The following is a 24,458-nucleotide window of genomic DNA, read 5'->3' on the forward strand; positions in this document are numbered from 1 at the left end:
TGGGTCACTGCTGGTCGGTCTGCTCTCCGCGGCCCTGGCCGGAGACCGGGCGACGCACGGAGCGCAGCTCGGCCACGACGTCGAGGACAGGACGCCGAGGCTCCTGGACCTCAGAGACGCCTGACTGCTCGACGCTCTCCGAGGGTGCCTCGGTCACGCTCTCCGTGCCGGGCTGACGGACGTCGACGACCTCGGCGGTCTCGACGTCGACAGTCACGACCACGCCCTGCTCGACGCCGGCACCGTGCTCGTCAGCACCGTGCTCGGCGCCGTCGGGGTGCTCGTCGTCGTGCTCGTGGGCGTGCGCCGCCGCTGCGGCGATCGTCGCGAGCGTGGCCTTGACGGCCTCACGAGCCTCGGGCAGCACGGGGACCGCCGGGACGGTCTCGGTCTCCTTGGCACCCCGCTTGCGACGGGCGCGCTTGCTGTCGCCGTCGGCGGGAGCCGAGGCTGCAGCCTGCGCCGCGACCTGAGCGCCCGACGGCTGAGAGCCGCCCTGGAAGTGCTTCTCGTTCGGCTCGTCGTGGACGATGAACCCGCGGCCGTTGCAGTGGTCGCACGTCTCCGAGAACGCCTCGACGAGGCCCTGGCCCACGCGCTTGCGGGTCATCTGCACGAGCCCGAGCGAGGTCACCTCGGCGACCTGGTGCTTGGTCCGGTCGCGACCGAGGCACTCGACCATGCGGCGCAGCACGAGGTCACGGTTGGACTCGAGGACCATGTCGATGAAGTCGACGACGATGATCCCGCCGATGTCGCGCAGGCGCAGCTGCCGGACGATCTCCTCGGCCGCCTCGAGGTTGTTCCTCGTGACAGTCTCCTCGAGCGTGCCGCCCGATCCCGTGAACTTGCCGGTGTTGACGTCGACGACGGTCATGGCCTCGGTGCGGTCGATGACGAGCGAGCCACCCGAGGGCAGCCAGACCTTGCGGTCCATGCCCTTGGCCAGCTGCTCGTCGATCCGCGCCTCGGCGAAGACGTCCTTCTCGCTCGTCCAGCGCTTGACGCGCCCGGCGAGGTCGGGGGCGAGGGCGTTGACGTACTCGGAGATCTCCGACCACGCGCCGTCACCCGAGATCGTCAGCGAGCTGAAGTCGTCGTTGAAGATGTCGCGCACCACGCGGATCGCGAGGTCCGGCTCGCCCTGGAGCAGAGCAGGCGCCGACGCGGTCTTGGACTTCTTCTCGATGGCCTCCCACTGCCCCTGCAGACGGGCGATGTCGGCGCGCAGCTCCTCTTCGCTCGCACCCTCGGCCGCCGTGCGGACGATGACGCCGGCGGTCTCGGGGACGACCTCGCGGAGGATCTTCTTGAGGCGGGCACGCTCGGTGTCGGGGAGCTTGCGCGAGATGCCCGTCATGCCGCCGCCGGGGACGTAGACGAGATAGCGACCCGCGAGGGTCACCTGCGAGGTGAGGCGGGCCCCCTTCTGGCCGATCGGGTCCTTGGTGACCTGCACCAGGACAGAGTCGCCCGACTTGAGCGCCTGCTCGATCCGGCGCGGTGCGCCCTCGAGACCGTGGGCGTCCCAGTTGACCTCACCGGCGTAGAGCACGGCGTTGCGGCTCTTGCCGACGTCGACGAAGGCGGCCTCCATGCTCGGGAGCACGTTCTGCACCCGGCCGAGGTACACGTTGCCGGCCATCGAGGCCTGCGACTGCTGGGAGACGTAGTGCTCGACGAGCACACCGTCCTCGAGCACGGCGATCTGCGTGCGACCGTTCCGCTCGCGGACGATCATGGAGCGCTCGACGGCCTCGCGGCGGGCGAGGAACTCGGCCTCGGTGATGATCGACCGGCGACGACCGGCGTCGCGGCCCTCGCGGCGACGCTGGCGCTTGGCCTCGAGGCGGGTCGAGCCTTTGAGCGCGGTGACCTCGTCGGAGCCTGTGCGACCGCTGCGGCTGCTGGTGCTGGCACCTGCGCTGCGGCCCGAGGACGCGGCTGCGGGAGCAGTCTCGCTGTCCGAGCCGCGCGACCCACGACGGCGACGACGACGGCGACGGCTCGACGCGGAGTCGTCCGAGTCGTCGTGCTCGTCGGAGTCGGTCTCCTCGTCCGAGGAGCTCTCGGAGTCGTCGTCCTGCGTGTCGGCGTCCTGGGCAGGAGCCGCTCCACGGCCACGGCGACGCGAGCGCGAACGCCCGTTCTCCGAGCGGCCGCGGGGCTCGTCGGAGCCTTCGTCCTCGTCGTCCTCGTCGTCGGAGTCCTCGGAGGACTCGTCGTCCTGGCTGGCGCCACGAGAGTCTCGGGAGTCCTCGTCGCGCGAGTCCGAGCCGCCACGGTTGCGGCGTCCGCGACCACCACGACGGCGGCGACGGCGCGGCTGGCCGTTGTCGTCCTCGTCCTCGGTGTCGTCGGAGTCGTCCTCGGAGGCGTCCGTGCCCTCGTCCTCGGTCGCCGGGATCAGGGCGTCCAGGCTCGCGTCGAGCGCGAGGACGTCCTCGGTCGACTCGGCGTCCTCGTCCTCGAGCACCTCGTCTGCGGCAGCGGCTGCAGCCTCGGAGACCGCCTTGGGCGGACCTGCGGGAGTCTGCGCGCGGCGACGACGCGGACGCGCGGCCTCCGGGTCCGGAGCCTGGAACAGCAGCGCTGTCGTGCGGCGCGGTGCCTGAGCCTCTTCGGCGGGGGCCTCGTCGGCCTGGACCTGCTCAGGTGCCGCAGCGCGCTCGGCGACGGGTGCGGCAGGTGTCTCGACGGGCTCGGCAGAGCGCGAGCGACGGCTGCGCGTCTTGCGTGGGGCCTCGGCGGCAGCCTCCGGAGCTGTCGTCGCAGGAGCAGTCGTCGCAGCAGCGGCCACCGGGGCCTCGACGGGTGCAGAGGCCTCGGCGGTCTCAGCCTCGACCGGCGCTGGCGCGGCGGCCCTGCGGGTCGCGGCACGGCGCGGGCGGGTGACCTCGGCGTCCTCGAAGAGGGCCGGGGCGGTGGTCGTCGGCGCGGAGCTGGTGGCGCGGCGGCTCCGGCGGGCCGGTGCTGCAGGCTCAGCGGCGAGCGCCTCGATCGACGCGACGACGTCGAGGCTCGCTACCTCTTCCTCGTGGCTCGGGGTGGTCGCCGGTGCTGCGGCGCGCGAGCGAGACCGGCGCGGGGCGCGGCCGCTCGTCGTGGTCGGCGCGGCAGGCTGGTCCACCGTGGCGGAGGCCGGGGCGGCGGCTGCGGCCGGTGCAGACTCGGCGGGCTCCTGGGCTGCCGGAGCCGTGCTGGTCGTCGGTGCCGTGCTGGTCGTCGGTGTCGCGCTCGACGCCGGTCGGGTGGCGGCGCGGCGGCGCCGTGCCGGGGCGGCGGGGGCTGTCGATGCCGCGGGCTCGTCTGCGGCGGTCGGCGACGAGGTCGCCGGCTGCTGCGCCTCGGGCTGCGATGCGGCGACCGGCGTCGTCGGTGCTGCCTCGGCAACCGGGTTGGTCGTGGGCGAGAGCTCGGCGAAGACGTCGAGCTGCTCGGTCGTCTTGACGACCCTGCGCGAGCGGCGGGGTGCCTTCGCGGGTGCAGCGGGCGCGAGGTCTGCGGCCGGGGTCTCGGCAGGCGCCGTGGCGGCGGTCTGCGCTGCGGGGGCCTGCTGTGCTGCGGGGGCCTGCTCGGCTGCCGGGGTCTCGGTCGCTGCGGAGGCCTTCTTGCTCGTCGCGCGACGACGGACGGGCTTCTCGGCGGGCTGCTCCGGGGCGGCCTGCGCGGCGGCAGGTGCCGCTTGGGTGTCTGAGGCCGCGGCCTGAGTGGCGGGAGGTGCCGCCTGGGTGGAGTCGGGGGCTGGCGTGCCTGCAGCATTTCCTGCGGCGCGGGTCACCCGGCGTCGCGCCGGCTTCTTCGCTGTCGCGTCTGTGCTGTCAGGGGTGGTCGTGTTGTCGAGCGTCACGTGGTGTGCTCCATGTGCCCTGGTAGGGCTCCGCCCCACACGTGCGGCGCCACCATGGCGGTTCAGTCGTCGTCAGCACAGGTGTGCCGCGACGGAAGTCGTCGGTGTGGATACGCGGCAGGGGCGAGCGACGGTGTGCGCCAGGCGGTCGGGCCATTCTCCCGACTGCGGCGCGACACAATCCGCGATTCGCACGTGCTGCGTTCACAAGCTCGGCATCGAAGGCGTGTGGGGCCCTTGAGCCTCGTTCAGTATCGCACAGGAGCCCTGCGGCGCCCGTCGTGCGTCCGCCCGAGGCGTGTCGGGAGCACCAGCCGACCCGGTCTGCCGCGCGGCCACACCGGGTCTGGTGCCGGACCAGCCCGCAGGGCCAGACTGGCAGCACGTCCGAGAGCGCCCACGACGCCCTCGATACCAGGCAGCGCCGACCGTGCTCACACCACCTACGGCACCGCCCGAGACCTAGGTCACATGGCCGGGAGGCTCGTCCGCACGGAGCAGGGACCTTGGTCCCACGCCCCCACATCTTCACGGCATAACGTCATCTCGAGCCGTGCGGTGACACCCGCGCCCCCACCCACACACCAGGAGCACCGTGGACGTCTTGGACATAGCACGGTGGCAGTTCGCCATCACCACCGTCTATCACTTCTTCTACGTACCTCTGACGATCGGGCTCGCACCCCTGGTCGCCATCATGCAGACCGCCTGGGTCCGGACCGGCAACGAGCGCTGGCTCAAGCTGACCAAGTTCTTCGGCAAGCTGCTCCTCATCAACTTCGCGATCGGCGTGGTCACCGGGATCGTGCAGGAGTTCCAGTTCGGCATGAACTGGAGCGAGTACTCCCGCTTCGTCGGTGACGTCTTCGGCGCACCGCTCGCCATGGAGGCCCTCGCCGCCTTCTTCGTCGAGTCGACGTTCCTCGGGCTGTGGATCTTCGGGTGGGACAAGCTCCCCAAGAAGATCCACCTCGCGTGCATCTGGGCCGTCGCCCTGGCCACCAACCTCTCGGCCTTCTTCATCCTCGCGGCGAACTCGTGGATGCAGCACCCTGTCGGGGCGACCTTCAACGCCGAGACCGGGCGCGCCGAGATGAACGACATCTGGGCGGTGCTGACCAACAACACCCTGCTCGCCGCCTTCCCCCACACCATCACCGCAGCCTGGCTCACCGCCGGCACCTTCGTCGCAGGCATCGCCGCCTGGTGGATGGTCCGGGAGGTCCGGCGCGGACGCAAGGACGTGGCGCGCGACGTCTACCGCCCGGCAGTCATCCTCGGGCTCATCGTCATGATCGTCTCGGGCGCCGGCATCGCCGTCTCAGGTGACGCGCAGGCGAAGCTCATGTTCGAGCAGCAGCCGATGAAGATGGCAGCCGCAGAGGCTCTCTGCGAGTCCTCGCCCGGAGGCGCGCCGTTCTCGATCTTGTCGATCGGCAACCTGGCGAACAGCTGCGAGGACGTCACGCACGTCCTCGAGATCCCTGGTCTGACCAGCTTCCTCGCCGACGGCTCCTTCACGGCGCCCCTGCCGGGCGTCAACGAGGTCCAGCAGCAGATGCAGGATCGCTACGGGGACACCGACGCCGCCGGCAACCCGATCGACTACTCGCCGAACCTCGCGCTGACCTACTGGAGCTTCCGCCTGATGATCGGCCTCGGCGTCGGGTCCGCAGCCCTGGCTCTCATGGCGCTGTGGCTCACCCGCAAGGGCCGCGTGACCGACAACCCGTGGTTGGCGCGGATCGCACTGATCGCGATCCCGACCCCGTTCCTCGCCTCGGCCTTCGGCTGGATCTTCACCGAGGCCGGACGTCAGCCGTGGGTCGTGGTGCCCAACCCCACGGGGATCGACCAGATCCGCATGCTCACCGAGCGGGGCGTCTCCCTCGCCCAGGGTGCCGGGGTCGTGTTCGCCTCCATGGCGATCTTCACGCTCGTCTACACGGTCCTGACGATCATCTGGGGCCGGCTCATCTGGCGCTACATGGTCGAGGGCGCTCCGGAGACCGTCCACGACGACTCGCCCGAAGCCCGCTCCGACGACGACGCGGCCGACCGTCCGCTGTCCTTCGCCTACTGACCCGTCGCGCTCGCGAGAATAGGACACAGACATGGACCTCGAAACGCTCCAGGTGCTCTGGTTCGTACTGATCGCCGTCTTGTGGACGGGTTACCTCGTGCTCGAGGGCTTCGACTTCGGCGTCGGCATGCTCATGCCGATCCTCGGCCGCGAGGAGAAGGACCGCCGGGTCCTCATCAACACCATCGGCCCGGTCTGGGACGGCAACGAGGTCTGGTTGCTGACGGCTGGCGGCGCCACCTTCGCGGCCTTCCCGGAGTGGTACGCCTCGTTGTTCTCGGGCTTCTACATCCCGCTGTTCGTCATCCTCATCTGCCTCATCGTCCGCGGCATGGGCTTCGAGTACCGCTCGAAGATCAACGACGCCGCATGGCGCCGGCGGTGGGACGCCTCGGTGATCATCGGCTCCTGGCTGCCGTCGATCCTCTGGGGTGTCGCCTTCGCCAACCTCGTCCGCGGCGTCGAGATGGACGCGAACCACACGGTGACCGGCGGGTTCTTCGCGCTGCTCTCCCCCTTCGCGCTGCTCGGCGGCGTGGTGACCATGCTGCTGTTCCTCACGCACGGCGCCGTCTTCGTCGCCCTCAAGACCGAGGGCGACATCCGAGGCCGGGCTCGTCGCCTCGCCGGCACCACGTCTCTCGCGTCGGTCGTCGCCGCCGGCGGCTGGGCGCTCTGGGCCCAGCTGGCCTACGGGGCCACCTGGACCTGGGGAGCCGTCGCCGTCGCAGCAGCCGCGCTCGTCGCCGTCGTCGTCGCGAACGCCCGGGCACGAGAAGGCTGGGCCTTCCTCTTCTCGGCCGTCGCGATCCTCGCCGCTGTCGTGCTGATCTTCGGCTCGATGTACCCGGACGTCATGCCGGCCCGCAACGACCCGGCGAACTCCCTGACGATCCGCAACGCCTCGTCGACCGAGTACACCCTCACCGTCATGACGTGGGTCGCGCTGTTCCTCACCCCGCTCGTGCTGATCTACCAGTCCTGGACGTACTGGGTGTTCCGCAAGCGGATCGGGACGCACCACATCCCTGAGCCCATCGGGCTGCCGTCGCTCACACCGCCGCGCGGCACCGAGGCACCCGGCGCCGAGCAGCAGGGCACCGAGCCGCAGGGCACGCGCTGACGTGAAGCCTCTCGACCCGAAGCTGCTCAGGTACGCGGCGCCCGCTCGCGGGTACGTGCTGCTCACGGCAGCCTTCGGCATCACCACGGCAGGTCTGGTCGTCGCCCAGGCTCTGCTCATCGCTGCGACGCTCGCCCCGGTCGTCTCGGCCGGGGCGACCCTCGACGACGTCTCGGGCCACCTCCGGTGGCTCGCAGGCGTCGTCGTGGCGCGCGCTGTGGTCACCGGCCTGCAGGAGCGCTACGCGCACAGGGCGGCCACCCGCGTGGTGACGAGCCTGCGCGGTCAGGTGCTCGCGCACGCCGCAGCGCTCGGCCCCCGCTGGCTCTCGACAGGACGGGGCGTCGACACCGTCACCCTCGCGACCCGCGGGCTCGACGACCTCGAGCCCTACCTGGTGCGGTACCTGCCCCAGCTGCTGCTCGCCGTGACGGTGACGCCGGCGACCCTCGTGGTGGTCCTCGGCCTCGACTGGATCTCCGCGCTCATCATCATCGTGACCATCCCGCTCGTGCCGGTCTTCATGATCCTGGTCGGTCAGCTCACGCAGTCGTACTCCGAGCGCCGGCTCGCGGTCATGCAGCGGCTCGGCGCGCAGGTGCTCGACCTCCTCGCAGGGCTCCCGACCTTGCGGGCCTTCGGCCGCGAGCGCGGGCCCGTCGCCCGGGTCCGCGAGCTCGGTGACGCCTACACCCGGTCCACCATGAGCACGCTGCGGGTGGCCTTCCTCTCCGGCATGGTCCTCGAGCTGCTCACGACGCTGTCGGTCGCGCTCGTCGCCGTCGGCGTCGGGCTGCGGCTCGTCTACGGCGAGGTCGGGCTCGAGACGGCGCTCGCCGTGCTGGTCCTCGCCCCGGAGGTCTATCTGCCGATCCGGCAGATCGGTGTGCAGTTCCACGCGTCGACCGACGGCATCACCGCAGCGCAGAAGGCCTTCGACGTGATCGAGGAGCCGCTCCGTCCGCAGGGCACAGTCGCTGCACCTGACCTCGCGAGGGCGACGATCACGGTCGACGGTCTCGGTGTCGACGCCCCGGGACGTGACCTCCGCGCACCCGCAGGCCTCAGCCTGACGATCCGGCCGGGCCGGATGGTCGCGCTGACGGGTCCGAGCGGCAGCGGCAAGACGACCACGGTGCTCGCGCTGCTCGGTCTCGTCTCCCCCGACTCCGGGTCCGTCCGTGTCGACGGGACCGACCTGGCGGACGTCGACCTCTCCACCTGGTGGAGCCAGGTGGCCTGGCTCCCCCAGCGCAGCACCCTGCCCCCCGGCACGCTCCGCGAGGCGCTCGGCGTCGCGGAGGCCGAGCGGACGGCGAGCGTCGGCGCCCCGGCCTCCGAGGCCGTGACCCGCGCGATGCGGCTCACCGGGCTCGACACCGTCGTCAGCACGCTGCCCGACGGGCTCGACACCGTGCTCGGCCAGGGCGGGGTGGGACTGAGCGTCGGCCAGCGGCAGCGTGTGGCCCTGACAGCCGCCCTCCTCGGAGAAGAGCCTCTCGTCGTGCTCGACGAGCCCACGGCCCACCTCGACGCCCTCGCCGAGGACCAGGTCCTCGCCTCGCTCGCCGCGCTGCGTGACGCCGGCCGGACCGTCGTCGTGGTCGCCCACAGGCCGAGTCTCGTCGAGCTCGCCGACGACGTCGTCGAGGTCGCCTCCGCCCCCCGCACCCGTGACGAGGCCCTCGCATGAGCCGCACGACCGACCCGCTCCGCCGTGCCGTGAGGCTGCTCGAGGTCGACACCCGCCGTACGGCCCTCGCCCTGCTGCTCGGGGTCCTCGCCCTCGGCAGCGCGATCGCCCTGGCCGCGGTGTCCGCCTGGCTCATCTCGTACGCCTCGCAGATGCCACCGGTGATGACGCTCACCGTCGGTACTGTCGCGGTCCGCGCCTTCGGCATCTCGCGCGGTCTGTTCAGGTACCTCGAGCGGCTCGCCTCCCACACCGTCGCGCTGCGCGGCATGGCCTCGCTGCGCACCCGCATCTACGCCTCGCTCGCGGGCGGGCGTCTCGACGCCGTCGCCTCGCTGCGGCGCGGGGACCTGCTCGCCCGGGTCGGAGCGGACGTCGACGCCGTCGGCGACGTGGTGGTCCGGGCGCTGCTGCCCGCCGGTGTCGCTCTCGTGCTCGGGGTCGGCTCGGTCGCCTTCGTCGGGGTGTTCCACCTCGGCGCCGCCGCGGCGCTGGCCGCCTGCCTCGTGCTCTCGGGGATCGTCGGCCCGTGGCTCGCGGCCCGCGGTGCCTCGACGACCGAGCAGCGCACTGCCCAGGCCAGGTCCGACATGGCGTCCCTCGCCCTCGAGATCGTCGACGGCGCCGCGCCCCTCACAGTCTCTGGCACGCTGACCTCCCGCACCGAGGCGCTCGCCGCAGCGGACCGCCGGCTCGCTGAGGCGACCGACGTGGGAGCCCGGACCTCGGGGCTGGCCGCCGGGATCGGCACGCTCGCGGTCGGGCTGGCCGTCGTCGCCACCCTGTTCCTCGCGATCCCCTCGGTCGCTGCGGGGACCCTCGGCCCGGTCCAGCTCGCGGTCGTGGTGCTCACGCCGCTCGCCGTCTTCGAGATCACCCAGACGCTGCCTGCCGCAGCCATCCAGCTGCACAGGTCCCGTCAGGCCGCCACGAGGATCATGGCGCTGCTGGACTCCGCCGAAGCCGCACCCTCGGACGCCGCAGCGCCCAAGACCACCGGCGCGACGGTCCCCGGCACGACCACGCCCAGGCCGTCCGCGGCCGAGGCGACGAGCACGACGTCGACCCGCCCCGGGACGACGTCCGCAGCCACCGCGTCGTCTCTGGTCGCCCGCGACCTCTCCTGCGGCTGGCCTGGTGCTGCCCCCGTCGTCCAGGGCCTCGACCTCGACCTCCGCCCAGGGCGGTCGGTCGCGCTCGTGGGCCCGAGCGGGACCGGCAAGACGACGACCCTCCTCACGCTCGCCGGCCTGGTCGCGGCGCGCGCGGGCAGTCTCACGCTCGACGGGAAGCCTGCAGCCGGCCTGCCGCACGAGGAGATCGCCCACCACGTCGTGCTCACGACCGAAGACGCCCACGTGTTCAGCACGACGATCCTGGAGAACCTGCGCGTCGCGCGCGGTGACGTCGACGAGCAGCAGGCTGTCGACGCGCTCGGACGGGCTGGGCTCGGGTCCTGGCTGGGCGGGCTGCCGGACGGGGTCCACACCCGGCTCGGGGCCGACGGGGCGACCATCTCGGGCGGCGAGCGACGGCGTCTGCTGCTCGCCCGCGCGCTGTGCTCCCCCGCCACCTATCTGCTGGTCGACGAACCCGCCGAGCACCTCGACCCCGCGACGGCCGACGAGCTCGTCACCGACCTCCTGCGCGCCGGGCGGGACTCCGCGCAGCCTCGCGGGGTCGTCGTCGCGACCCACAGGCTCTCTGCGCTGGCGGCGGCAGACGAGGTCGTGCTGCTCGACGCCGGGGGTGTCGTCGCGCGAGGCACGCACGCATCGCTCCTGGTCACGCAGCACGGATACCGTGCGACAGTAGACCGCGAGCACGGGACCGACGAGACCACGAGGAGCCATGGTGCGACCAGGTGAGGCAGACGCTGTCGAACGAGAACGGTGGCTGAGCGCAGGCGCGCACATCACCACGATGCTCCTGTCCGGTGCGCCGGAAGAAGACGTCCTCGAGCACATCGTCTCGGTGGCCCGCGAGATCGCCGAGGCCGACGCCGCGTGCCTTGTGCTGCCGGGTCTGGGTGGTGAGCTCGTCATGGAGATCGTCCGCGGCTGGAACGCCGACGAGCTCCTCGGTCTGACCATGCCGCACGGCGGGCTGTCCTGGACGGCGCTGCGGACCGGCAAGGGCCGCCTGGTGCCGTCGCTGTCGCTCGCCCGCAATCTCCAGCTGCCCCCGATGCAGAAGTACGGCCCCGCGCTCTACGCCCCCATGGGCACGGCCGAGAAGCCCGTCGGTGTCCTCGTGCTGCTGCGCAAGGTAGGCCAGGAGGCCTTCATCGGCAAAGACCTCGAGCGCGCCTCGACCTTCGCCGACCAGGCCGCACTCGCCCTCGTGCTCGCCGAGGCTCGCCAGGCGCAGGGCCTGTCGAAGCTCGTCGAGGAGCGCGAGCGCATCGCGCGCGACCTGCACGACCTCGCGATCCAGCAGCTCTTCGCGACGGGCATGCAGCTCGAGACCGTGCGCCGCCGGGCCGCGCGCGGCCTCGACAAGGCCGGGCTCATCGCGATCCTCGACGAAGCCCTCGACAACGTCGACAACTCGGTCCGTGAGATCCGGTCGATCGTGCACTCCCTGCGCGACCCCGACGCCGCGACAGGGCTCGTCGAGAGGCTGCGCCGCGAGGCGTCGCTCGCCCGCACGGGGCTCGGCTTCGCACCGTCGCTGGTCATCTCGCTCAACGACCGCAGCCTCGGTGCGATCGACGACGACGAGGAGATCGTCGACCAGCTCGTCGTGCAGTCCTTGGCCGACGACATCCTCGCCGTGGTCCGCGAGGGCCTCGCCAACGCGGCCCGGCACGCCCAGGCCTCGTCGGTGTCGGTCCGCGTCACGGTGAGCACCCTCGAGCTCGGCCCCGGCGACGTGACCGTCGAGGTCGAGGACGACGGCGTCGGGCTCGGCGCCCCCACGGGCCGCAAGTCCGGCACCTGGAACGTCGCCGCCCGCGCCCGCCAGCACGGCGGCTCGTCGAGCCTCGAGAACTCCGACAGCGGCCGCGGGACCATCCTCACGTGGTCGGCACCGCTCACCGAGCGGGGCTGACCGCAGGGCGCCTCCGGGACCAGGGCGGCCGGTGGTTGGTGACCGACGGTCACGCGGGATCGCCGAGCCGCCACCGGCCGGGACAGCGGTGGAGTACCGCACACGACGACGCCCGCCCAGGAGCCTCTCGGCTCCCGGGCGGGCGTCGTCGTGTCAGCGGTTGGTGGAGTCCTGCGCCCAGGCGTGGTGCTTGCGGGCTGCGACCCAGGCGGCGACCTGGGTGCGACGCTGCAGGCCCATCTTGGCCAGGAGCGAGGTGATGTGGTTCTTGACGGTCTTCTCGGCGATGCTCAGTCGCTCTGCGATCTCGCGGTTCGACAGCCCTTCGCCGATGAGGTCGACGACGCGCACCTCGCTCGGGGTGAGGTCTTCGGTGGGGTCGTCGTGCTCACGCCGGCGGCGTGTGATGGTGCGCTCGTCGAGCAGCACCCGCCCGGCGGCGACCGCACGGACGACGTCGGCGATCTCCGCGCCGCGCACGCTCTTGAGCACGTAGGCGGCTGCGCCGACCTCGAGAGCCGCAGCGAGCGCGGAGTCGTCGTCGAAGGAGGTGAGGACGATCGCACGGGTGTCGGGCTGGGTCGCACGGACCGCACGCATGAGGTCGATCCCCGTGCCGTCGGGCAGCTGCAGGTCGACGAGCATCACCTGCGGGTGGACCAGGCTCGCCCGTCGCACACCCTCGGCGACGCTGCCGGCCTCGGCGACCACGCTCATCCCCTCGGAGCGGTCGATGACCTCGGCGATCCCTCGTCGGACCACCTCGTGGTCGTCGACGATCATGACGCTGATCTTGTCGTCGGGCTGGGGGGTCTCGCGTGTCGTGTCCACGACCACATCCTATCCGGGCGGCACCCCACCAGACCGGTGGACGCGGCGGGAGATCTGGTCGGAGAGCAGCGGCCTTCCCTGAGGACAGACCACCCGGACCTGACAGGGCTGCACCGGACCGTCCTCCGGCGTCGCGAGCCCTCGCCGAGGCTCACCCCAGGGGCCCGTCGGGCGCTGGTCTGGATCTTTGGCACAGTGGAGGCATGAAGATCCTCCTCCCCACCAGCATCAGCCTCGACCTCCCCCTCGACGAGACCGTCGACGGCGTCGAGCACGTCTCCTACGACCCGACGCTCCCCGTGCCGCAGGAGCACACCGACGCCGACGCGCTCGTCGTGTGGGGCAACCCGGCCGACCAGCTCGCCGACGCAGCGGACCGCCTCACCTCTGTGCGCTGGGTGCAGGCGCTCGCCGCCGGCCCGGACGCTGTCGTCGCCGCAGGCTTCGCCCCGGACGTCGTCATCACCTCGGGCCGCTCGCTCCACGACGGCCCGGTCTCCGAGCACACGCTCGCCCTCGCGCTGACGGCAGCCCGGCGCCTCGACCTCATGCTCGACGCCCAGCGGGACTCCCGGTGGGCAGAGGAGCTCGGCGGTTCGCAGTCGGCCGACAGGTCGACGTACCCGGGCCTGGGCACCCTGGCCGGCGCCTCGGTGACAGTCTGGGGCTTCGGCTCGATCGGCCAGGCCCTGGCACCGCTGCTGAGCATGCTGGGCGCAGACGTCGTCGGGGTCGCCACGACCACCGGGGAGCGCAACGGCTTCCCGGTCATCACCGAGGACGACCTCCCCGCACGCCTCGCCGAGACCGACCTGCTGGTCGCGATCCTCCCCGCGACACCCGCCACCGAGAAGGTGATCTCCCAGGAGGTCTTCGACGCGCTGCCCCCGCACGCGTGGGTGGTCAACGTCGGCCGTGGCTCGACGCTCGACGAGGTCGCGCTCGAGACGGTCCTGCGTGCCGGCACGCTCGGCGGGGCTGCGCTCGACGTCACCGCTGTCGAACCGCTCCCAGCGGACTCTTCGCTCTGGACGACCCCGAACGTCGTCATCACACCGCACGCCGCGGGTGGCCGTCCTCAGGGCGCCGGACGTCTGGTGTCCGAGAACCTCGCAGCGTTCCGGTCTGGCGACGAGCTCCGGAACGTCGTCTCGCGCTGACCGGCCGAGCGGCGCGCCTGCCGCGCAGGAGCCCCGGGATCAGTGGTCCACCGGGCCCCGCGGCCCGGGAGCCCCGCAGCCGAGGACGGATGCCGCCTCAGACCGGCAGCTCAGGGCTCAGGCGAGGGTCGCGCGCAGACGGTCGAGGGACTCGACGGAGGGCGTGCGCCACTCGTCGAGGCTGCCGGCCTCTTCCCAGAGCTCGTAGAGCTCCGAGGACTCGCTGTCGGTCAGGGCGCGGTCTGCCATCTCGACGATCCACCGGATCTTGTCCTCGGTGAACAGCGGGGCGACCTTCGACAGGTCCACGTCCGCGAGAGCCGGGTGCGCGGGCTCTGTCCCCTGCACCACGAGGGCGATCTCGACGAGAGCGATCGCGTACTGACCGCCGTCCACCTCGAGGTAGTCGTCCTCGAAGGCCCATCCGAGCCCTTCGAAGCTGAACTCCCCGTGCTGGATGTCAGCGACGAGGTCCCCTGCTCCGTCGTTGCCGAACGGCTCGCTGCTCCACGCACCCATATGGCATTCCTTCGTCTCGTCCTGTGCCCCCGTCGGGCTGCGCGACACGCCCCTGTCGGGCCGCGCGGCACGTGTGCTGCTCCTCCGCCGCCCAGACGCGCCGCTGCGTCCAGGCTGCGGTCGCCATCTTCCTGACGTGAGGCCCGCCTGAGCACCCTAGTCCCACAGGGCTCCCAGGTGAAGCCCGTCAGCGGGTGGCACTGCGCGGCCGTGGCTGGCAGACCGGACAGCTGAAGGACGAACGGTTCATGAACTCGTCCCGTCGGATCGTCGCGCCGCAGCGTCGGCACGGCTTCCCGGCCTGTCCGTAGGCCGCCAACGACCTGTCGAAGTAGCCCGACGCGCCGTTGACGTTGACGTAGAGGGCGTCGAAGCTGGTCCCGCCCTGGCTGAGCGCCTCGCGCATCACCTGCTCTGCCGCAGCGAGCACCGCACCTGCCTGCGCGCGCGACATCCCGGCGGTCCCGCGGGCGTAGTGCGTCGAGGCGCGCCACAGCGCCTCGTCGGCGTAGATGTTCCCGATCCCGGAGACGACGGTCTGGTCGAGCAGGGCTCGCTTGATCCCCGTGCGCCGGCCACGGATCCTGTCGACGAGCGCCGCCCGGCCGGGTGTCCCCTCGGCGACGGCGGGGTCGAGCAGGTCGCGGGCGATGTGGCTGACGGGCTCGGGCACGAGCGGCATGTCGGTGCCCAGACCTCCGGGGAGGCCGTCGGGGGTGCTGGTGAGCTCGGCGACGCTGAGGTGGCCGAAGGTCCGCTGGTCGACGAAGTCGAGGGCGAGCGGCTCACCGTCGGCTGCGGTGAGGTGGAGGCGCACCCTGAGGTGGCTCGACTCGGTGGCCAGGGTGTCCCCCGAGCGCACGAGCAGCTGACCGCTCATGCCGAGGTGGCCCAGGAGCGCGAGGCCGGGCTCGTCGAGGGTGAGCCACAGGTACTTGCCGCGCCGTGCCGCCTCGACGAGGCGCCGGCCGGGCAGGCGGGCTGCGAAGTCGACGGGTCCGCCCTCGTGCCTGCGGACGCTGTAGTCGCGGCGGACCTCGGCACGGTCGACGCGCGCGCCCAGCACGTGGCGGGCGAGACCGTCGCGGACGGTCTCGACCTCGGGGAGCTCAGGCACGGTGCGCCTCGGCGACGACGTCTACGCGCACAGGGCTCAGCGACCGGTGAGGGCTGCGTACGCCTGCTGCGCGGCGATCTGCTCGGCGTGCTTCTTGGCCGTGCCCTGGCCCGTGCCCATGACTGTGCCGTCGATGATCACGTGCGCGGTGAACAGGCGGGCGTGGTCGGGCCCTTCGCCCTCGCTCGTGTACTCGGGGGCGCCGACCTCGTGCTCGGCGGCGGCCTCCTGGAGCGAGGTCTTCCAGTCGAGGCCGGCACCGAGGTCGGCGGCGGCGTCGAGGGTGCTGTCCAGGAGCCTGTGGACAAAGCTGCGGGCCTCTTCGAGCCCGTGGCTCAGGTAGACGGCGCCGATGAGTGACTCCACGGTGTCCGACAAGATCGAGTCCTTGTCGAAGCCGCGGGTCTGCGACTCCCCCTTGCCGAGCAAGATGTAGTCGCCGAGGGACAGCCTGCGGGCCACGGCCGCGAGGGCGCGCTGCGACACGGAGGCCGCACGCATCTTGGCGAGGTCGCCCTCGGGGCGGTCTGGGTGACGCTCGAACAGCGCCTCGGCCGAGACCAGGCCGAGCACGGCGTCCCCGAGGAACTCGAGGCGCTCGTTGGTCGGGATGCCTCCAGCCTCGTGGGCGAAAGACCTGTGCGTCAGGGAAAGCACGAGGAGCTCGGGGTCCAGATGGACCCCGAGCTCCTCGAGAAGGCTAGAAGCCGGTGAGACCTGACGACGTGCGTGTGATGCCACCGGAACTTCTCCTTCGACCGACTCGTGACGCCAGCAGCGCCGGCGAATCAGTTAGCGTGCTCGGTGCGCAGCGCCTCGGCGTACTGACGACCCTTGTAGGTGCCGCACGTCGGGCACGCAGCGTGCGACAGCTTGTCGCCCTTGCACTGCGGGCACGTGGTGAGGTTCGCGGCGGTCGTCTTCCACTGCGAACGGCGCGCACGGGTGTTGCTGCGCGACATCTTGCGCTTCGGAACAGCCACGGCTAGCTCTCTTTCGTCTCGTCGATAATGCTCTTGAGTGTCGACCACCGGGGGTCGAGCAGTTCGTGCTGGTGATCAGGATCGTCCGCCAGGTGGGCACCGCACTCGGAGCACAGCCCCGGGCAGTCGGGCGAACACAACGGTTGGAATGGTAGTGCAAGCACCACCGAATCCCTAAGCACGGGTTCGAGGTCGATCATATCGTCCTCGAGCTCGTGCACTTCTTCTTCTTCGTCGTCGTCGCCCGCGTCCTCGGCGGCCTTGGCACGCTCGGGGTACACGAACAGCTCCGTGACGGAGAAGTCGACGTCGTCGACCACCTCGTCCAGGCACCGGACGCACTCGCCGACCGACTGGCCTGCGACGGTTCCGGAGACCAGGACACCCTCCATCACGGCTTCGAGCCTCAGGTCGAGGCTGATGTCGCTACCTTCGGGGATCCCGATGACGACAGTCCCGAGGTCCACCGGCGCCGGGACCGTGAGCGTGACCTCACGCATCGAGCCAGGACGCCTGCTGAGCTCACGAGTGTCGAGAACGAGAGGCGAACGAGGATCGAGAGTGATGAGGTGCTCCACGGTGTGTCCGAAGGTGGTGGGTGCTGGGATCGTCGGCTGGCCACCGACGTGAGCCGGGGATCAGCAGCCCCACCGTCACCGGCAGGGCCAACAGACAATACTACGCCATCGAGGGCTGTGCCCAGACCCCTGGAGAGCGGGACCTGCGGCGAACGGTGAGACCCTTCTCACCCTCGTGGCGAGCAGCAGCCGTCGCCGCAGCGGGCGCCCGCCAGGGCGGACGTGCCGCCCTGCCTACCTCTGGTCCTGCGGCTGGCCTGCCTCGTCGAGACGCTCGGCGAGCCTGTCGCGGCCCGCGTGCACCTGGGCGAGGACCTTGCCCAGGTCGATCTCGAACTCGGCGAGCCGACGGTCGCAGTAGTCGTCCGCCTCGCGGCGCAGCTTGGCCGCGGTCGCCTCGGCCTCGGCGACGAGCTCGCGGGCCTGGACCTGGCCCTGCAGCACCACCTGCTCGGAGGCGACGAGCTCGGCGGCGCGACGACGAGCCGTCTCGATGAGCTCTTCGGCCTGCGCGTGGGCGTCGTTGAGCACCTGGTCGGCGTCGGAGAGCACCTCGTCGGCACGGGTCAGCTGGGTCGGCAGCGCCTCGCGGAGCTCGTCGAGGAGGTCGAGAGCCTCGTTCCGGTTGACGAGGACCGACGACGACATCGGCATCGTCCGGGCGCGCTCGACGAGGTCGGTCAGCGCGTCGAGGATCGCGGGCACACCGGCGCTCTCCCCCTCGACGAAGGTCTCGTGGTCGTCCTGCGGGCTCATGAGGCTCCTTGGTTCGGGTGGTCGGCGGGGCCGGGAGGGGTGACCCCGCCGGGAAGAGGTGTGGCTGGCGAGCCGGGCTGCGCGCCGGTCGAGACGACACCGAGGGCTCGTCGCACGGCGTCTGCGACACCCGGCGGGACGAGGTCGTCGACCTGCCCGCCGTGACGGGCGACGTCCTTGACCATCGACGAGGCGATGTGGGCGTAGCGCGGGTCTGCGGTGAGGAACACCGACTCGACGCCCGAGAGGTGGCGGTTCATGAGCGCCATCGGCTGCTCGGCGTCGTAGTCCGCTCCCCCGCGCAGCCCTTTGACGACGGCGACGGCGCCCAGCTCGCGGCAGAGGTCGACCAGGAGCCCCGGCACCTCGACCACCCGGACGGAGGGCAGGTGAGCGCACGCAGCGCGGGCGAGAGCGACACGCGAGTCGACGTCGAGCAGCGCCGACTTCGAGGCGTTGCGGGCGACGCCGACCACGACCTCGTCGAAGAGCAGCGTCGCCCGACGGACGACGTCCAGGTGCCCCAGGGTGATCGGGTCGAAGGATCCCGGGCAGACGGCAAGAGTCACCCGCTCACGGTAGTACACCCCCACCTCGTGTCCCATGATTGAGCCATGACGTCCGAGAACGAGCAGCCGGCCCCTGACCCCGCTCCCTCGACGACGGACGGTCCAGGTACCCGCCCGGCGTCCTCCGCCCGACCTGGGGTCGACCTCGAGCCGTTGGTCACCGCCGCCGACCTGGAAGAGCTCCACACCGGTGTGCTGAGCCCGTCCTTCCCGTCCGAAGAGCTCGAGAGCCTCGAGTCGCTCGTGGAGGGCTGCACGAGCGGCCGCACCCGTGCGCTCGGCGTCCGGCGCGACGGCCGGATCGTGGCCGGTGCCGTTGCCGCGGGCTCCGGAGTACCCGGCGACGTGATGCTGCTGGTCTACCTCGCGATCGCCCCGGGGCAGCGCGGCGGCGGCATCGGCGGCGCGCTGCTCGATGCCGCGGTCCAGACGTGGGTGGCCGAGTCCGCCCCCGGCCTGCTGCTCGCCGAGGTCGAGCACCCGGACCACCACGAGGCCAGCGAGGCGCACGGGGACCCGGCAGCACGGCTGCGCTTCTACGCCCGCCACGGGGCGCGGGTGCTCGCGGTGCCGTACTTCCAGCCCGGGCTGGGGGCTGCCGGTGCTCGCGTCCCTGCGCTGCTCCTCACCACGCTGCACGTCGCGCCCGAGGCCGTCGCCGAGGGCCCCGTCGACGCGCCGACAGCCGTGGTGGCCGGTCCGCTCCGTACGTTCCTCGAGGCGTACCTCGTCGGCTCCGAGGAGTCGCTGCGTGACGACGCCGACACCCGGGCGCTGCTGGACTCTGTGAGCGGCCCGACGGTCGGGCTCGTCGACCCAACGGACCTCGCGAGCGTCCCGGTCGGGATGGCGTGGGCCACCGAGGTTGCGCCGATCCAGGACGGCGACGACTCCTGAGCCAGGTGCCGGCCTAGGAGATGCCGGCGGTCTGCGCGCCGTCGTCCTCGCCTGCCCCGACGGGCTCGGCGTAGTGCACCAGCGTCTCGCCATAGGGCTTGGTGACGATGAGCCTCCACGACGCCGGCCAGGTCGGCTCGGGGGTGCGTGACGACCGCTCGACCACGATCACCGCGTCGTCCGACACGTGCCCCTCGAGGGCGAGGAGCAGAGCGGCGACGTCGTCGTCGCTCATGTCGTACGGCGGGTCGAGGAACACGAGATCCCACGGCTGGGTGGGCGGCTGCGCGACGAAGCGCTCGGCGCGGTCCGTGACCACCCGCACCCCGGGGAGCCCGAGGGAGTCGACGTTCTTCTGGCACACCTGGGCGGCAACCCGGCCCGCCTCGACGAGCACGACGGTCGAGGCCCCGCGGCTGGCGGCCTCGAGACCGAGCGCCCCCGACCCCGCGCACAGATCCAGCACGCGCGCGCCGTCGAGCACCTCGTAGTGCTCGAGCCTGGAGAAGATCGCCTCGCGCACCTTGTCGCTCGTGGGGCGCGTGCCCTTCGGTGGGACGGCGAGGCTCCTGCCGCCGACGAGCCCTGCCACGATCCGAGTCACCGGACCAGCGTAGCGATCACCGAGCCGTGGTCGGGCCAGCCGCAGCCGCGCGGGCCGCGAGCGCGGTCCGAGCCGGTCTCGCAGAGCCCGACCGTCCGAGCGGTCCGAACGGTTCAAGCGTTCCGAGCGGCCCGAGCGGTCCGGCGGGCTCTGCGAGGGCGGGGCGCCTCACGACCTGTCGAGGTACTCGGCCCGCTCCCCCGTGACCCGCTCGGTGATCTCGGCGAGCAGCAAGGGATGACCGGCGAGGGTCGGGTCGGCAGCGACGAGGGTCGCAGCGTCTTCGCGCGCCTGCTCGATCACTGCCGTGTCCCGCACCACACGCAGCAGCTGGAGCGAGGTCGACCGGCCGGACTGCGCGGCTCCGAGGACGTCGCCCTCGCTGCGCATCTCGAGGTCCGCCGCAGCGAGCTCGAAGCCGTCGGTCGTCGAGGCAAGAGTCTTGAGGCGGGTGCTCGCCGGCGCTGCCTCGGCCATCTCCGAGACGAGGAAGCACAGACCTGCGTCGGCCCCTCGACCGACCCGGCCACGCAGCTGGTGCAGCTGGGACAGCCCGAAGCGGTCGGCGTCGAGCACGACCATCGCTGTCGCGCGAGGCACGTCGACCCCGACCTCAATCACCGTCGTCGAGACGAGCAGGTCCACGTCACCGGCGGTGAAGGCGGCCATCGCCGCCTCTTTCTCGGCAGGGGGCATCTGGCCGTGCAGGATCCCGATCCGCACACCGCGGAGCACCTCGAGGTCGGCGAGCTCCTCGGCCACCTCGAGGACCGCGCGCAGGGGGCGGCGGTTCGACGTGGGGGGCGCGGCGGGCGCTCCCGTGCCAGACGCGCCGGCTGGCACGTCGAGGCCGAGCGTCCCGTCGTCGGACCCCGGCTCGTCAGCCCCGTCGGCCTCGTCGGTGTCGCCTGTGATGCGCGGGCACACCACGTACGCCTGCCGCCCGGCGTCGATCTCCTCCCGGACCTTCGCCCAGGTCCTGGCGATCCAGGCCGGCTTCTGCGCCGGGACGACGTGCGTGGTGATCCCCGAGCGGCCGGCCGGGATCTCGCGCAGCGTCGAGGTCTCGAGGTCCCCGAAGACCGTCATGGCCACGGTGCGAGGGATCGGCGTCGCGGTCATGACGAGCAGGTGCGGGACCGTGCGGGCCTTGGCGCGCAGCATGTCGCGCTGCTCGACCCCGAAGCGGTGCTGCTCGTCGACGACGACGAGCCCGAGCTCGGCGAACTGGACGCCGGCGCTGAGCAGCGCGTGGGTGCCCACGACGATCCCGGCCGCGCCCGACGCGGCGTCGAGCAGGTTCTTCTTCTTGACGGCGGCAGGCTGGGACCCGGTGACGAGGGCGACACGGGTGCCGTGCGAGGCACCGCCGAGCATGCCGCCGGCCGCGAGGTCGCCGAGCAGACCGGAGAGCGTCCGGGCGTGCTGGGCCGCGAGGACCTCGGTCGGGGCCAGGAGCGCGGCCTGTCCACCGGCGTCGACCACCTGGAGCATGGCCCGCAGGGCGACCACGGTCTTGCCGGAGCCGACCTCACCCTGGAGCAACCGCTGCATGGGGTGCGGGGCAGCGAGCTCGGCCGCGATCTCCGCGCCGACCTCCCGCTGGCCGTCGGTGAGCGTGAACGGCAACGAGGCGTCGAAGTCGCTCAGCAGCGAGGGGCCGTCGGTGGTCAGCGGCCGGGCTGTCGCCTCGAGCGCAGCGGCCTCGGAGCGGCGCAGCGCGAGCGCGGTCTGCAGGACGAAGGCCTCTTCGTAGCGCAGCCTCTTCTGCCCGCGACGCCACTCCTGCTCTTCGGCCGGGACGTGGATGTCACGGAAGGCCTGGTGCAGGCTCTCCAGCCCGCGACGCTCGAGCACCTCGGCGGGGATCGGGTCGGGGATGTCCGCAGGGGTCAACGGGTCGAGGACTGTCCGGACAGTCTGGTGGAGCTTCCACGTCGGCATGGCGGCGCTGGCCGGGTAGATCGGGGTGAGCAGGCTGGCCTCGACCAGCCCGGCTTCCGCGCTGTCGACGTCGACCCCGTGCAGCAGGTAGTCGGGGTGGGTCAGCTGGCGCTCGTTGCGGTACTCGGAGACGACGCCTGTGAACAACCCGGTGCGGCCGGGCTTGAGGCGCGCCTCGTGGGTGCGCAGCGCACCCTTGTGCTTGGCGAAGAACGTGAGGGAGAGCCTGTCGGTGCCGTCAGAGACCACGGCCTGGAGCATCGCCCCGCCGCGGCTGCGCATCTCGCGGACCGTCGCGCTGACGACCTCGGCGACGACCGTCACGTGCTCCCCGACCACGAGGATCGAGATCTCGGTCATCGTGCCGGGATCGGCGTAGCGCCGCGGGTAGTGACGGAGCAGGTCGCCGGTGGTCTCCAGGCCGAGCTTCGCGAGCGGCGCCGCGGGGCGCTTCCCGAGGAGCCTGTCGAGGCGTTCGTCGAGGCTGAAGGGGCTGTCGATGCTCACTGCTGCTCTGCTCCGATCACGAGGGCTGTCGACCGGCGGCCTGAGGGCAGCACGACGACCTCGACACCGGGCACGAGGTGCTCGGCGCGGGAGACGAGGTCGTCGACCACCTGCCCGGGGACGAGGTCCCCGACGAGGACGGTGAGGACGGTCAGGGCTGGCGAGGACGCGACGTCGGTCGCGCGGTCCGTCGCAACCGGGGCACGGTCAGGACCGGTGGCTGCCCCACCAGCAGCAGGGCCAGGTGCTGCGGAGGCGCTGAGGAGCCTGTCGATCCCGTCGAGCACCCCCGTGGGCCGCGAGGCGTCGAGCCGGACGGCCCGGACAGCGCCGACGGCGTCGACGACGGGGGCGAGCGCCGCAGCCAGGTCGGCCGACGGTGCTGTGGTGCCGACGACCCAGGCGGACAGGGCGGCCACCACGTGCAGGTCGCTCGTCGAGTCGACCACGGTCGTCTGCGGGTGCGAGAGATCGGCCAGGGTGCGGGCCACGGCCAGGGTCTGCTCGTCGGCCGGCAGCACGACGACGTGCTCGGCGTCGGTCTCGTGCACGGCCCTCAGGAGGTCCGAGCGCTCGATCTCGCCGTCGCCGCGCAGCACCACGACGGCCCCCGACCGGGCGAGGTCCATGACCAGTCCCGGCGAGGCCGTGCACGCCACGACACCCACGGGCGCGGAGGCCCCAGCGGCACGGGTCGAGACGGCGGAGACCTGGTGGGACAGGCAGCGGACGACGACCGGGCCGACGTCCCAGCGCTCCAGCACACGGAGGGCCTCGAGGGGATGGTCGGTGTGGACGTGGACCTGCCAGAGGCCGTGGAGGTCCCCGGACACGTCCGCGACCTCGTGGTCTGCGCCGCCGACCACGACGACAGAGTCTCCGACCTGCTGGAGCCCGGACCGCAGCGCCGGGGCCACAGCGGCGAGCGCGTCGGAGACGTCGAGACCGTCGATGCCGTCGGAGACGCCGAGGCTGTCGACACTGCCGGATGGGCGCTCGAGAGCAGCTGCCGCACCCTCAGGGTCTCCGGAGGCCTGCGTCGGCGTACGTCGCACAGCGTGACGGACGACGCACATGAGCTCGAACTCGCCGTCGACGGCGTGGTGCTCGCCGTGGTTCGTGTGGTTGCTCTTGATCTCCCGGTTCCCGTGGCCCACGCACTCACCGGGGCGGCCGTCGCGCTCGTGGTCGTCAGGAGACGTCCGGGATCCGTGGAGGTCGTCGCCCCCGGGTGGTCGAGCGCCCGTGTCGCTGCCCGTGCCGGCTGAGGTCCCTGACCCCGCCGGGGCGTCGGCGACGGCCAGAGAGTCCATGAGCACGATCGTGCCGTGCCCCACCGACACGCGGTCGGCCGCGCTCTCCAGGTCCGGACCGAGAGCTGCGGCGAGGGCGTCGAGGAGGAGCACGAAGCCGTAGGCCCCGGCGTCGAGCACCCCGGCCGCGCGCAGGACGTCCAGCTCGTCGACGCTCCGACGGAGCGCCTGCGACGCCCCAGTACGTGCGCTCTCGACGGTCTGGACGAGGTCTCCACCACCCGCAGCCGCCTCGAGGGCCGCGTCCGCCGCACCGCGCGCCGCAGTGAGCATGGTGCCCGGGCGAGGGTCGACCACAGCCGCGACAGCGCGTCGCGCCCCGCGGTCGATCGCGCGGGCCAGACGGGTCGCGTCGGTCACCGTGCCCGCCGACCCGGTGCTGGACGGCGCCGCCCCGGCAAGACCACGGAGGAACTCGCTCAAGATCACACCAGAGCTGCCCCGCGCGCCCACGAGAGCACCCCGGGCGAAGGCGTGCAGGACCCGGTCTGCTGACGGCGCGTCCGACGCGGCCGAGGCGACTGCTGCGTCGCGAGCCGCACGGAGGGTGGCGGCGAGGTTGGTCCCGGTGTCGGCGTCGGGCACGGGGAAGACGTTGGCCCGGTCGAGCACGGGACGAGCACGTTCGAGGACCTCGGCTGCCCCGTCCGCCCACCGCAGCACGACCTCGAGACCGACGACGTCACCTGGACGGTCTGAGCCCAGAGGGGCGACCGGCCCAGCAGGGCCGTCGTCGCCAGCGGGGTCGCGAGGGCTGGCGCCGTCGTCGGCGGGGTCGCGGAGCTCGTCAGCACCACTGCCTCTCGTGCCCACGCCCTCTCCCCTCTCGACCGTCCGACGTCATATGATGGCGCACATCGTCTCGTGCCACACAGGC

General features: G+C 72.1%; 19 protein-coding genes. 7 read left to right on the plus strand and 12 right to left on the minus strand.

Annotation, left to right across the window (positions count from 1 at the left end; all coding sequences use genetic code 11):
- Positions 1-4 precede the first annotated feature (4 nt).
- Positions 5-3,850, minus strand: a complete 3,846-nt coding sequence (locus HZZ10_RS08415) for an Rne/Rng family ribonuclease (RefSeq protein ID WP_179913179.1) — start codon at positions 3,848-3,850, stop codon at positions 5-7.
- Positions 3,851-4,445: 595 nt separating this feature from the next.
- Here HZZ10_RS08415 and HZZ10_RS08420 point away from each other — a divergent pair.
- The 5 genes from HZZ10_RS08420 to HZZ10_RS08440 are packed head-to-tail and all read left to right on the plus strand — an operon-like array spanning position 4,446 to position 11,803.
- A complete protein-coding gene (locus tag HZZ10_RS08420) occupies positions 4,446-5,933 on the plus strand; it encodes a cytochrome ubiquinol oxidase subunit I (protein ID WP_179913180.1) in 1,488 nt (495 codons plus the stop codon).
- A 31-nt stretch (positions 5,934-5,964) separates the two neighbouring features.
- Positions 5,965-7,056, plus strand: a complete 1,092-nt coding sequence (gene cydB, locus HZZ10_RS08425) for a cytochrome d ubiquinol oxidase subunit II (RefSeq protein WP_179913181.1) — start codon at positions 5,965-5,967, stop codon at positions 7,054-7,056.
- 1 nt (position 7,057) lies between these two features.
- Positions 7,058-8,749, plus strand: coding sequence for a thiol reductant ABC exporter subunit CydD (gene cydD / locus HZZ10_RS08430; RefSeq protein WP_179913182.1), 1,692 nt, complete (start codon positions 7,058-7,060; stop codon positions 8,747-8,749).
- Positions 8,746-10,617 carry a thiol reductant ABC exporter subunit CydC gene (cydC, locus tag HZZ10_RS08435; RefSeq protein ID WP_179913183.1) on the plus strand — a complete coding sequence of 624 codons (1,872 nt, stop codon included), beginning with the start codon at positions 8,746-8,748 and terminating at the stop codon, positions 10,615-10,617. Before cydD ends, cydC begins: the two co-directional genes overlap by 4 nt.
- Positions 10,601-11,803, plus strand: a complete 1,203-nt coding sequence (locus tag HZZ10_RS08440) for a sensor histidine kinase (protein WP_056131162.1) — start codon at positions 10,601-10,603, stop codon at positions 11,801-11,803. Before cydC ends, HZZ10_RS08440 begins: the two co-directional genes overlap by 17 nt.
- Before the next feature lie 153 nt (positions 11,804-11,956).
- On the opposite strand, the gene HZZ10_RS08445 is transcribed toward HZZ10_RS08440, so the two are convergent.
- Positions 11,957-12,586 (minus strand): response regulator, encoded by a 630-nt coding sequence (locus tag HZZ10_RS08445; RefSeq protein WP_179913207.1) that lies wholly within the window; start codon positions 12,584-12,586, stop codon positions 11,957-11,959.
- 251 nt (positions 12,587-12,837) lie between these two features.
- On the opposite strand from HZZ10_RS08445, the gene HZZ10_RS08450 reads away from it, so the two are divergent.
- Entirely contained in the window at positions 12,838-13,794 is a 957-nt protein-coding gene (locus HZZ10_RS08450; protein WP_179913184.1) for a phosphoglycerate dehydrogenase, read from the plus strand.
- Positions 13,795-13,911: 117 nt separating this feature from the next.
- On the opposite strand, the gene HZZ10_RS08455 is transcribed toward HZZ10_RS08450, so the two are convergent.
- From HZZ10_RS08455 to coaD, 7 genes are all read right to left on the minus strand, one after another.
- Complete coding sequence (locus HZZ10_RS08455; protein ID WP_179913185.1) at positions 13,912-14,313, minus strand: DUF4259 domain-containing protein; 402 nt, start codon at positions 14,311-14,313, stop codon at positions 13,912-13,914.
- Between the two features lie 187 nt (positions 14,314-14,500).
- Positions 14,501-15,430: a bifunctional DNA-formamidopyrimidine glycosylase/DNA-(apurinic or apyrimidinic site) lyase gene (mutM, locus tag HZZ10_RS08460; RefSeq protein WP_179913186.1), complete on the minus strand. Its 930-nt coding sequence runs from the start codon at positions 15,428-15,430 to the stop codon at positions 14,501-14,503.
- A 36-nt stretch (positions 15,431-15,466) separates the two neighbouring features.
- Positions 15,467-16,171: a ribonuclease III gene (gene rnc, locus HZZ10_RS08465; protein WP_056131137.1), complete on the minus strand. Its 705-nt coding sequence runs from the start codon at positions 16,169-16,171 to the stop codon at positions 15,467-15,469.
- A 47-nt stretch (positions 16,172-16,218) separates the two neighbouring features.
- Positions 16,219-16,413, minus strand: coding sequence for a 50S ribosomal protein L32 (gene rpmF / locus HZZ10_RS08470; protein ID WP_012866141.1), 195 nt, complete (start codon positions 16,411-16,413; stop codon positions 16,219-16,221).
- Positions 16,414-16,415: 2 nt separating this feature from the next.
- Complete coding sequence (locus HZZ10_RS08475; RefSeq protein WP_056131134.1) at positions 16,416-16,991, minus strand: YceD family protein; 576 nt, start codon at positions 16,989-16,991, stop codon at positions 16,416-16,418.
- 234 nt (positions 16,992-17,225) lie between these two features.
- Positions 17,226-17,747: an ATP synthase subunit B family protein gene (locus tag HZZ10_RS08480; protein ID WP_179913187.1), complete on the minus strand. Its 522-nt coding sequence runs from the start codon at positions 17,745-17,747 to the stop codon at positions 17,226-17,228.
- Complete coding sequence (gene coaD / locus HZZ10_RS08485) at positions 17,744-18,316, minus strand: pantetheine-phosphate adenylyltransferase (RefSeq protein ID WP_179913188.1); 573 nt, start codon at positions 18,314-18,316, stop codon at positions 17,744-17,746. Before coaD ends, HZZ10_RS08480 begins: the two co-directional genes overlap by 4 nt.
- Before the next feature lie 45 nt (positions 18,317-18,361).
- On the opposite strand from coaD, the gene HZZ10_RS08490 reads away from it, so the two are divergent.
- A complete protein-coding gene (locus HZZ10_RS08490; RefSeq protein ID WP_179913189.1) occupies positions 18,362-19,213 on the plus strand; it encodes a GNAT family N-acetyltransferase in 852 nt (283 codons plus the stop codon).
- Positions 19,214-19,226: 13 nt separating this feature from the next.
- On the opposite strand, the gene rsmD is transcribed toward HZZ10_RS08490, so the two are convergent.
- The 3 genes from rsmD to HZZ10_RS08505 all read right to left on the minus strand — a co-directional run bounded on the left by rsmD (position 19,227) and on the right by HZZ10_RS08505 (position 24,394).
- A complete protein-coding gene (rsmD, locus tag HZZ10_RS08495; RefSeq protein WP_179913190.1) occupies positions 19,227-19,817 on the minus strand; it encodes a 16S rRNA (guanine(966)-N(2))-methyltransferase RsmD in 591 nt (196 codons plus the stop codon).
- Positions 19,818-19,985: 168 nt separating this feature from the next.
- Positions 19,986-22,268 (minus strand): ATP-dependent DNA helicase RecG, encoded by a 2,283-nt coding sequence (locus HZZ10_RS08500; RefSeq protein WP_179913191.1) that lies wholly within the window; start codon positions 22,266-22,268, stop codon positions 19,986-19,988.
- Positions 22,265-24,394: a DAK2 domain-containing protein gene (locus HZZ10_RS08505; protein WP_179913192.1), complete on the minus strand. Its 2,130-nt coding sequence runs from the start codon at positions 24,392-24,394 to the stop codon at positions 22,265-22,267. The genes HZZ10_RS08500 and HZZ10_RS08505 overlap by 4 nt, the downstream gene beginning before the upstream one ends.
- Between the last annotated feature and the right edge of the window lie 64 nt (positions 24,395-24,458).

The organism is Sanguibacter inulinus (assembly GCF_013415325.1).
In the GTDB taxonomy this organism is placed as follows: domain Bacteria; phylum Actinomycetota; class Actinomycetes; order Actinomycetales; family Cellulomonadaceae; genus Sanguibacter; species Sanguibacter inulinus.